The organism is Pseudomonas sp. GL_103, from assembly GCF_057835175.1.
The window spans coordinates 4864853-4875171 of the sequence record NZ_CM174420.1 but is presented as its reverse complement, the minus strand read 5'-3'; the positions used below and the strand labels follow the sequence as shown (position 1 = coordinate 4875171).

Sequence of the window (10319 nt, the reverse complement as noted above, 5' to 3'; positions counted from 1 at the left end):
TTAAACTGCGCCTTTGCGACCCTATTTGTCGCATTGCCGTAAACCCGGGAAAATCCGGGGTTTGCGCTATAAGAAGTTGTCGCTTGGCGGCAAGGCTGGGCTGAAAACTGTCCTTACAATCCTCACCAAGCTCGCCAGTTTCAGGCGAGTGTTTTCTCTTCAGGAGACTCCGATGTCCGTTGAGCACGCTGCGGTACAACGCGCCGATTTCGATCAGGTAATGGTTCCCAACTATGCGCCTGCCGCATTCATTCCTGTGCGTGGCGCCGGTTCCCGCGTTTGGGACCAGTCCGGTCGCGAGCTGATCGACTTCGCCGGCGGGATTGCCGTCAACGTATTGGGTCACGCGCATCCGGCGCTGGTCGGTGCCTTGACCGAGCAGGCGAACAAGCTGTGGCACGTGTCCAACGTGTTCACCAATGAGCCGGCCCTGCGCCTGGCCCACAAGTTGGTCGACGCCACCTTTGCCGACCGCGCCTTCTTCTGCAACTCCGGCGCCGAAGCCAACGAGGCCGCCTTCAAGCTGGCCCGTCGTGTCGGTTTCGACCGTTTCGGCAGCGAGAAGTACGAGATCATCGCCGCGCTCAACAGCTTCCACGGCCGTACCCTGTTCACCGTGAACGTCGGTGGCCAGTCGAAGTACTCCGACGGTTTCGGCCCGAAAATCACCGGCATCACCCACGTGCCGTACAACGATCTGGCCGCGCTGAAAGCCGCCATTTCCGACAAGACTTGCGCCGTGGTGCTGGAACCGATCCAGGGCGAAAGCGGTGTTATCCCGGCTGAACTGGAATACCTGCAAGGTGCCCGCGAGCTCTGCACCGCGCACAACGCGCTGCTGATTTTCGACGAAGTGCAAACCGGCATGGGCCGTACCGGCCACCTGTTCGCCTACCAGCATTACGGCGTGATCCCGGACATCCTGACCAGCGCCAAGAGCCTGGGCGGTGGTTTCCCGATCGCGGCGATGCTGACCACCGAAGACCTGGCCAAGCACCTGGTCGTCGGCACCCACGGCACCACTTACGGCGGCAACCCGCTGGCGTGTGCAGTCGCGGAAGCCGTGATCGACGTGATCAACACCCCTGAGGTGCTGGCCGGCGTCAACGCCAAGCACGACAAGTTCAAGGCCCGCCTTGAGCAGATCGGCGAAAAGTACGGCCTGTTCACCAAGGTTCGTGGCATGGGCCTGTTGATCGGTTGTGTCTTGAGCGATGCCTGGAAAGGCAAGGCCAAGGACATCTTCAACGCCGCTGAGCAAGAAGGCCTGATGGTCCTGCAAGCCGGCCCGGACGTGGTGCGTTTCGCCCCGAGCCTGGTGGTGGAAGACGCCGATATCGATGCCGGTCTGGACCGCTTCGAACGTGCCGCAGCAAAACTGACGCAAGCCTGATAGACCCTTCGACGCCTGCAAGTCAGGCGTCGAACCCAATTTTTGTTCCGGGCCGGATCAAATGTGGGAGCGGGCTTGCTCGCGAAAGCGGTGTATCAGTCAACATTTTTGCTGTCTGACCCAGCGCTTTCGCGAGCAAGCCCGCTCCCACAGTCTCCTGCGGAGATGGCCCGGAATTTTTCTTCTGTAAGTTCTGAGATTAAGGAGTGACACCATGCTGGTGATGCGCCCCGCGCAAATGGCTGATCTGGGCGAGGTACAGCGTCTGGCTGCGGACAGTCCGATTGGTGTCACTTCCTTGCCGGATGACGTTGAACGCCTGAGTGACAAGATCGCGGCAAGCGAAGCCTCGTTCGCCGCTGAAGTGAGTTTCAACGGTGAGGAAAGCTATTTCTTCGTCCTCGAAGACTCTGCTACCGGCAAGCTGGTCGGTTGCTCGGCCATCGTGGCATCGGCCGGTTACTCCGAGCCGTTCTACAGCTTTCGCAACGAAACCTTCGTGCACGCTTCGCGCGAGTTGAAGATTCACAACAAGATCCACGTACTCTCGCAGTGCCATGACCTGACCGGCAACAGCTTGCTGACCAGTTTCTATGTGCAGCGCGAGCTGGTGGGTTCGCCGTGGTCGGAGCTCAACTCCCGTGGCCGTTTGCTGTTCGTGGCCAGCCATCCGGAGCGTTTTGCCGATTCCGTGGTGACCGAGATCGTCGGTTACAGCGATGAAAACGGCGACTCGCCATTCTGGGATGCCATCGGTCGCAACTTCTTCGACCTAAACTACGCCGAAGCCGAACGTCTGTGCGGGCTGAAAAGCCGTACGTTCCTCGCCGAACTGATGCCGCATTACCCGATCTACGTGCCACTGCTGCCGGACTCCGCGCAAGAAGCCATGGGCCAGGTACACCCGCGGGCGCAGATCACCTTCGACATCCTGATGCGCGAAGGCTTCGAGACCGATCACTACATCGACATCTTCGACGGCGGCCCGACCTTGCATGCCCGTGTCTCGGGGATCCGTTCGATCGCCCAGAGCCGTGTGGTGCCGGTGAAGATCGGCGAGCCGGTCAAAGGCGTCGGTCGCCAGTATCTGGTCGCCAATGCCCAGTTGCAGGATTACCGCGCAGTGATGCTTGAGCTCGATTACGCACCAGGCAAACCCGTGACCCTGGACCTGGAAGCAGCCGAAGCCCTGGGCGTCGGCGAGGGTGCCAGCGTGCGCCTGGTGGCGGTTTAACAGCGGCCTGGCCTGATTGCTTGTTTAGTAAAGCAGCGAAGTTTCACGGGTGGCGCAAGCGGCCCGTTTGAGGAGATAGCATGATCGTTCGTCCCGTACGCAGCAGCGATTTACCCGCTCTGATCGACCTGGCCCGCAGCACCGGCACCGGCCTGACCACCTTGCCGGCCAACGAAGAGCGGCTGGCCCATCGGGTCGGCTGGGCCGAGAAGACCTTTCGCGGCGAAGCCGGGCGGGGCGATGCGGACTACCTGTTCGTGCTCGAAGATGACGACGCTCGCGTGGTAGGCATTTCCGCCATTGCCGGCGCCGTCGGCCTGCGTGAGCCCTGGTACAACTTCCGGGTCGGTCTGACGGTCAGCGCTTCGCAGGAGCTGAACATCTATCGCGAAATCCCGACGCTGTTCCTGGCCAACGACCTGACCGGCAACTCCGAGCTGTGCTCGCTGTTCCTGCACGCCGATTACCGCAGTGGCCTCAACGGTCGCATGCTGTCCAAGGCGCGGATGCTGTTCATCGCCGAATTCCCGCAACTGTTCGGCAACAAGATCATTGCCGAAATGCGCGGTGTTTCCGACGAGGCCGGGCGTTCGCCGTTCTGGGAAAGCCTGGGCCGGCACTTCTTCAAGATGGAGTTCAGCCAGGCTGACTACCTGACCGGCGTGGGCAACAAGGCGTTCATCGCCGAACTGATGCCGAAATTCCCGCTGTACACCTGCTTCCTGTCGCCGGATGCGCGCAACGTGATCGGTCAGGTTCACCCGGACACCGAGCCGGCGCTGGCCATGCTCAAGAGCGAAGGTTTCAGCTACCAGGGCTACGTCGACATTTTCGACGCAGGTCCTGCGATCGAGTGCGAAACCGGCAAGATCCGCGCCGTGCGCGACAGCCAGGCGCTGGTGCTGGCCGTTGGCACACCGGGTGACGACGCCACGCCATTCATCATTCACAACCGCAAGCGCGAAGACTGCCGGATCACTGCTGCGCCAGCACGTCTGGCCGCCGGTACCCTGGTGGTCGATCCGCAGACCGCCAAACGTCTTCAACTCAACGCGGGCGATCAAGTGCGCGCCGTGGCGTTGTCCGCAGCTCGGGAGTCGAAATAATGAAGTCGCTTTACATCGCAGGTGAATGGCTGGCAGGTGGGGGCGAAACCTTCGAGTCGCTGAACCCGGTGACCCAGCAAGGGCTGTGGTCCGGTGCCGGTGCCACCGCCGCTCAGGTCGAGTCGGCTGTGCAAGCGGCGCGTCAGGCGTTCCCGGACTGGGCGCGGCGTACCCTGGAAGAGCGTATCTCGGTGCTGGAAGCCTTTGCCGCCGCGCTGAAGAATCACGCTGACGAACTGGCCCGCACCATCGGCGAAGAAACCGGCAAACCCCTGTGGGAAGCGGCGACCGAAGTCACCAGCATGGTCAACAAGATCGCGATCTCGGTGCAGAGCTACCGCGAGCGTACCGGCGAGAAGAGCGGCCCCCTGGGCGACGCCACCGCTGTGCTGCGTCACAAGCCACACGGTGTGGTGGCGGTGTTTGGTCCTTACAACTTCCCGGGTCACCTGCCGAACGGCCACATCGTGCCGGCGCTGCTGGCCGGTAACAGCGTGCTGTTCAAGCCAAGCGAACTGACACCGAAAGTCGCCGAGTTGACGGTCAAGTGCTGGATCGAGGCTGGCCTGCCGGCCGGCGTATTGAACCTGCTGCAAGGCGCTCGCGAAACCGGCATCGCCCTGGCGGCGAACCCGGGCATCGACGGGCTGTTCTTCACCGGTTCCAGCCGCACCGGCAATCACCTGCATCAGCAATTCGCCGGTCGTCCGGACAAGATCCTCGCGCTGGAGATGGGCGGTAACAACCCGCTGGTGGTCGATCAGGTCGCCGACCTCGATGCCGCGGTTTACACCATCATTCAGTCGGCGTTCATTTCCGCCGGCCAGCGTTGCACCTGTGCCCGTCGTTTGCTGGTGCCACAAGGCGCCTGGGGCGACTCGCTGCTGGCGCGCCTGGTGGCGGTCAGCGCGACGATCGAAGTCGGTGCTTTCGATCAGCAACCGGCACCGTTCATGGGCTCGGTGGTTTCCCTTGGCGCGGCAAAAGCGTTGATGGATGCGCAAGAACATCTGCTGGCCAACGGCGCCGTGGCGCTGCTGGAAATGACTCAGCCTCAGGCTCAATCGGCCTTGCTGACCCCGGGCATCCTGGACGTGTCCGCTGTTGCCGATCGTCCTGACGAAGAGCTGTTCGGCCCGTTGCTGCAGGTGATCCGCTACGCTGATTTTGCAGCGGCGATCGCTGAAGCCAACGACACCGCCTACGGTCTGGCCGCCGGTCTGCTGTCGGACTCCGAAGCGCGTTATCAGCAATTCTGGCTGGAAAGCCGCGCCGGTATCGTCAACTGGAACAAGCAACTGACCGGTGCCGCAAGCAGCGCGCCGTTCGGCGGCGTCGGCGCCTCGGGCAACCACCGCGCCAGCGCCTACTACGCGGCGGATTACTGCGCGTACCCGGTGGCCTCGCTGGAAACGCCGAGCCTGGTGATGCCGTCGGCCCTTACGCCTGGCGTGAAAATGGCGTAACGCCCATTCGCGGGCAAGCCCGCTCCCACAAGGACTGCGACGAACACAAAATTTGTGAACACTGCTGAACCTGTGGGAGCGGGCTTGCCCGCGAAGGCCGCGACTCGGTCGCACTGAACAGTTAGTAACTGAAGCCATAACAACAGATTCTCGTGGAGCCTCGCTGATGAAATCCTATGAAGTCAATTTTGACGGTCTAGTGGGGCCGACCCATAACTACGGCGGCCTGTCCTACGGCAACGTCGCGTCCCAGAGCAACAGCCAGCAGTCTTCCAACCCCAAGGAAGCGGCGCTGCAAGGCCTGGCAAAGATGAAAGCGCTGATGGAAATGGGTTTCCAGCAAGGCGTGCTGGCACCGCAAGAGCGCCCGGATGTGGCCGCCCTGCGTCGCCTGGGTTTTGGCGGCACCGACGCTCAAGTGATCGAGCGCGCTGCCAAAGACGCGATGCCGCTGCTGGTGGCCAGTTGCTCGGCCTCGAGCATGTGGGTGGCCAACGCCGCCACCGTCAGCCCAAGCGCCGACACCGCTGACGGCCGTGTGCATTTCACCGCCGCCAACCTCAACTGCAAATATCACCGCAGCATCGAACACCCGACCACCAGCCGCGTGCTGGGTGCGATGTTCGCTGACCAGAAACACTTCGCCCACCATGCGGCCTTGCCGGCCGTGGCGCAGTTCGGTGACGAAGGCGCGGCCAACCACACGCGTTTCTGCCGTGAATACGGCGAAGCCGGTGTCGAGTTCTTCGTGTTCGGCCGCAGCGCGTTCGACACCCGCTACCCGGCACCGCAGAAGTACCCGGCGCGCCAGACCCTCGAAGCGTCCCAGGCCGTTGCCCGTCTGCACGGTTTGAGCGATGACGGCGTGGTCTACGCCCAGCAGAACCCGTCGGTGATCGACCAGGGCGTGTTCCACAACGACGTGATTGCGGTCGGTAACGGCGAAGTGCTGTTCTATCACGAGGACGCGTTCCTCGAGACCGAGAAGATGCTCGCTGAATTGCAGAGCAAACTCGCCAAAGTCGGTGGGAAATTTCAGTCAGTCTGCGTACCGCGTTCCGCAGTAAGCGTGGAAGACGCGGTACGTTCCTACCTGTTCAATAGCCAGCTGCTGTCGCGTCCTGACGGCTCCATGCTGTTGATCGTGCCGGAAGAATGCCGTGGCAACGAGCGTGTCTGGCAATACTTGCAGGGTTTGACCAGCTCCGGCGGCCTGATCCGCGAAGTGAAAGTCTTCGATCTCAAGCAAAGCATGCAGAACGGCGGTGGCCCGGCTTGCCTGCGGTTGCGCGTCGCACTCAACGAAACCGAACTGGCGGCCGTCAACCCAGGGGTTATCATGACGGCACCGTTGTACGGCACACTGACCGAATGGGTCGAGAAGCACTACCGCGACCGCATGACCGAAAACGATCTGGCGGACCCGCAATTGCTGCTTGAGTGCCGGACGGCACTGGATGAACTGACGCAAATCCTTAAACTGGGCGCGGTTTATCCATTCCAGATCAATTGATCGACGGCGCGCCGCCTTCTACGGCAGTGCGCTGCTTCATCTCAAACGAGAGCGTAAAGACATGAGCGATACCCTGCAGCTGATCCTTGAAGACACCGACGGCACGCAACTGGAGACTTCCTGCACCCGTGTCGCGGTCCTGTGGCAAGGTAAAGAGCTGTGGATCCAGCAGGACGGCCGCGGCCAATTGCTGATCGGCGTGGACGTCGAGGAAGGTGACGCCGAGTACGCCAACCTGCTGTTGCGCCCATTGGCGACTAATCTGGTAAGTCTGCAACTGGAGATGGAACCGGCTGAACTCGGCGACGACGAAGATCACGTTCACGGCCCGGATTGCAATCACGACCACTAAGGAAACCGCTCTATGCTCGCCCTCGGCAAACTGCTTGAACTGACCCTCGCCGGCCGCGAACCGGCGGAGAAGACTCAACTGACTGTCGAAGGCGTGCGCATGCGCTGGTTGAGCGAAGGTGCGCTGGAAGTCCGGCCACCTGAAGCGCGTGACAATGGCCTGGACCTGCTGCTGTCGGCGGGGATCCATGGCAACGAAACAGCGCCGATCGAGTTGCTCGATCGCCTGTTGCACGACATTGCCCGCGGTGATCTGAAGCCGCGCGCACGTATTCTGTTCCTGTTCGGCAACCCGGAAGCGATTCGCAAGGGCGAGCGTTTCGTCGAGCAGGACGTCAATCGACTATTCAATGGTCGTCACGAACAAAGCAGCGGCTCCGAAGCCCTGCGCGCCTGTGAACTGGAGCGTTTGGCAGCGAGTTTCTTCAATCTACCCGACCGTCAGCGCCTGCATTACGACCTGCATACGGCGATTCGTGGCTCGAAAATCGAGCAATTCGCCTTGTACCCGTGGAAAGAAGACCGCCAGCATTCGCGTCAGGAACTGGCGCGCCTGCGTGCTGCCGGCATGGAAGCGGTGTTGTTGCAGAACAAACCGTCCATCGTGTTCAGCTCCTATACCTACGACAAACTGGGTGCCGAGGCCTTCACCCTGGAGTTGGGCAAGGCGCGGCCGTTCGGTCAGAACGACGGGGTCAACGTCTCGCTGCTGGAGAAGCGCCTCACGCAGATCATCGAGGGCACCGAACCAGAACTGACTGAGGACGCGCTGGACGGTTTGCAGCTGTACAGCGTGGCGCGGGAAATCATCAAGCACAGCGACAGCTTCCGCCTGAACCTGCCGGCGGACATCGAGAACTTTTCGGAGCTGGAAGTGGGTTACCTGCTGGCGGAAGACATCGCCAACACCCGCTGGATCATCGAGGAAGAGGGCGCCCGGATCATCTTCCCGAACCCCAAGGTGAAGAACGGTTTGCGTGCCGGCATCCTGGTTGTGCCGACTACCGACGAGAACCTGGCCTGACACAGTCCCTGTAGGAGCTGCCGAAGGCTGCGATCTTTTGATCTTGTTCTTTTCAGATCAAAAGATCGCAGCCTCGTTGCACTCGTCAGCTCCTACAGGTTTCGGTTTGATGTCAGACGGCCATGGCACGCGGCTCAGTACGACGCAACGCACGAATCTTGCTCAGCGTATCCGCACACGTCTTTGCCGCTTCCTGGCCTTTATGCAGGAAATGCTCGAAGAAGAACTTCTGGTGCTCTTCGCCGGCATGGAAGTGGTGCGGGGTCAGGGACACCGAGAACACCGGCACTTCGGTTTCCAGTTGCACCTGCATCAGGCCGCTGACCACCGACTGGGCGACGAACTCGTGACGGTAGATGCCGCCGTCCACCACCAGGGCTGCCGCGACGATGCCGGAGTAACGACCGGTCTTGGCCAGCAACTTGGCGTGCAGGGGCATTTCAAAGGCGCCGCCGACTTCGAAGAAATCGATGTCCGATTCCTGATAACCCTGGGCAATCATTTCGGTGACGAAGCCTTTACGGCTCTGGTCGACAATGTCCTTGTGCCAGCAGGCCTGGATGAACGCTACGCGCTCGCCCTGATGGTGTTTGCTTTTGCTGTCGATTGCGGTGGGTTGCATGTTCTGACTCCTGTTTGTGTGAAAAACAGGGCGTTATGAATCGAAGGGGATCTGAGGGTACGCACGCTCGCACGAATGCCGGCGGACGGCCCTTTGTTGTCAATCCCGTTCTCTCTTCATCCGGACTATGACCGTCGGCCCCGGGATCACACCGGGTCTGCTGACCTTGCTGCCAGGCACCGCCGAAGCCGTGCTGTCACCAAGCGCTCGCGGGCTATGCGCATTGCGCGCAATTACCGCCGGTGGGGAGTTGCACCCCGCCCTGAGAACGTTTTTGCCGCCCAAATGTTTGGCGGCGCAGCGTTTTTATCACATATTTGCGGTATGCGCATGACCCCTTTTGGATGATTGTCATCGACTTTTCAGTTGGTTTAATCGGCCTTTTCCTACGCAAGGGTTGATTAATCGTCGCCATGCCCGCAGTAATTCTTTCCTGAAAGGGATTTCCCCTGCTTACCGAGGCCAGATTCATGAGTGTTATCGATCTTCGCAGCGACACCGTCACCCAACCTTGCGCCGGCATGCTCGAGGCAATGACCAAGGCCGCTACCGGCGATGACGTGTATGGCGAAGATCCGACGGTCAATCACCTGGAGGCCGAACTGGCCGGGCGCCTGGGCTTTGCCGCGGCACTGTTCGTACCGACCGGCACCATGAGCAACCTGCTGGGGTTGATGGCCCATTGCGAGCGCGGTGACGAGTACATCGTCGGCCAGCAGGCCCACACTTATAAGTACGAAGGTGGTGGCGCGGCGGTGCTTGGCTCGATCCAGCCACAGCCGCTGGAAGTACTGGCTGACGGTTCACTCGACCTGACGCAGGTTGCGGCGGCGATCAAGCCGGACGACTTCCATTTCGCCCGCACCCGTTTGCTGGCGCTGGAAAACACCATGCAAGGCAAGGTCCTGCCGCTGGAATACCTGGCCCGGGCGCGCAACTTTACCCGCGAGCATGGCTTGCAACTGCACCTGGACGGCGCACGCCTGTACAACGCGGCAGTGAAACTGGGTGTGGATGCCCGGGAAATCACCCGATATTTCGATTCCGTCTCGGTGTGCCTGTCCAAAGGCCTGGGCGCACCGGTCGGTTCGGTGCTGTGCGGTTCGGCCGAGCTGATCGACAAGGCCCGGCGCCTGCGCAAGATGGTCGGTGGCGGCATGCGTCAGTCCGGGATTCTCGCGGCGGCGGGCCTGTATGCGCTGGATAACAACGTAGAGCGCCTGGCCGATGACCATGCCAACGCGCAGTTGCTGGCCGAAGGCCTGCGCGGGGCGGGGTTCGAGGTCGAGCCGGTGCAGACCAACATGGTTTACGTGCAGATGGGCGACCAAGCCGAGGCGATCAAGGCCTTTGCCGCCGAGCGCGGGATCAAGCTCAGTGCCGCCGCGCGTCTGCGCATGGTCACGCACATGGACGTCAGCCGTGCGCAAATCGAGCAGGTCGTCGCGACATTCGTCGACTTTTCTCGCAAGTGATAGGGTTAGCGGTCCAATTGACCGTTTCTATCGTATAAACACGCTGTACCGCGCGCGCAGGGCCGATATAATGCGGCCCTTTGCCGTCGTTTCGTCTGTTGACGTTTCGAACAGGCCTTTGGCCGCAGCCTCCGT

Annotated in this window: 9 protein-coding genes and 1 riboswitch; of the genes, 8 read left to right on the top strand and 1 reads right to left on the bottom strand. The window is 61.3% G+C overall.

Going from position 1 to position 10319, the window contains the following annotated elements; all coding sequences use genetic code 11:
- The first annotated feature begins 172 nt into the window (after positions 1 to 172).
- The 7 genes from AC3IP0_RS21860 (at position 173) to astE (ending at position 8087) form a co-directional block, all read left to right on the top strand.
- On the top strand, positions 173 to 1393 hold the full coding sequence (locus tag AC3IP0_RS21860; RefSeq protein ID WP_095944564.1) for an aspartate aminotransferase family protein: 1221 nt from the start codon (positions 173 to 175) through the stop codon (positions 1391 to 1393).
- A gap of 214 nt (positions 1394 to 1607) precedes the next feature.
- Positions 1608 to 2627: an arginine/ornithine succinyltransferase subunit alpha gene (aruF, locus tag AC3IP0_RS21855; RefSeq protein ID WP_046042322.1), complete on the top strand. Its 1020-nt coding sequence runs from the start codon at positions 1608 to 1610 to the stop codon at positions 2625 to 2627.
- Positions 2628 to 2707: 80 nt separating this feature from the next.
- Entirely contained in the window at positions 2708 to 3733 is a 1026-nt protein-coding gene (gene astA / locus AC3IP0_RS21850; protein ID WP_110658819.1) for an arginine N-succinyltransferase, read from the top strand.
- Complete coding sequence (astD, locus tag AC3IP0_RS21845) at positions 3730 to 5199, top strand: succinylglutamate-semialdehyde dehydrogenase (RefSeq protein WP_489327831.1); 1470 nt, start codon at positions 3730 to 3732, stop codon at positions 5197 to 5199. Before astA ends, astD begins: the two co-directional genes overlap by 4 nt.
- A 166-nt stretch (positions 5200 to 5365) precedes the next feature.
- Positions 5366 to 6712, top strand: coding sequence for an N-succinylarginine dihydrolase (astB, locus tag AC3IP0_RS21840; RefSeq protein WP_007971027.1), 1347 nt, complete (start codon positions 5366 to 5368; stop codon positions 6710 to 6712).
- 61 nt (positions 6713 to 6773) lie between these two features.
- The gene (locus AC3IP0_RS21835) at positions 6774 to 7064 is read left to right on the top strand and encodes a hypothetical protein (protein ID WP_046042326.1); all 291 of its coding nucleotides are present in this window, start codon (positions 6774 to 6776) and stop codon (positions 7062 to 7064) included.
- Between the two features lie 12 nt (positions 7065 to 7076).
- The gene (astE, locus tag AC3IP0_RS21830; protein ID WP_489325881.1) at positions 7077 to 8087 is read left to right on the top strand and encodes a succinylglutamate desuccinylase; all 1011 of its coding nucleotides are present in this window, start codon (positions 7077 to 7079) and stop codon (positions 8085 to 8087) included.
- Between the two features lie 112 nt (positions 8088 to 8199).
- Here the strand turns inward: astE and AC3IP0_RS21825 are convergent, their stop codons facing one another.
- Positions 8200 to 8709 (bottom strand): 6,7-dimethyl-8-ribityllumazine synthase, encoded by a 510-nt coding sequence (locus AC3IP0_RS21825; protein WP_489316967.1) that lies wholly within the window; start codon positions 8707 to 8709, stop codon positions 8200 to 8202.
- A 103-nt stretch (positions 8710 to 8812) separates the two neighbouring features.
- Positions 8813 to 8983, bottom strand: a riboswitch (FMN riboswitch).
- Between the two features lie 196 nt (positions 8984 to 9179).
- Between AC3IP0_RS21825 and ltaE the strand changes: the two genes are divergently transcribed.
- On the top strand, positions 9180 to 10184 hold the full coding sequence (ltaE, locus tag AC3IP0_RS21820; protein WP_489325879.1) for a low-specificity L-threonine aldolase: 1005 nt from the start codon (positions 9180 to 9182) through the stop codon (positions 10182 to 10184).
- The last annotated feature ends 135 nt before the right edge of the window (positions 10185 to 10319 follow it).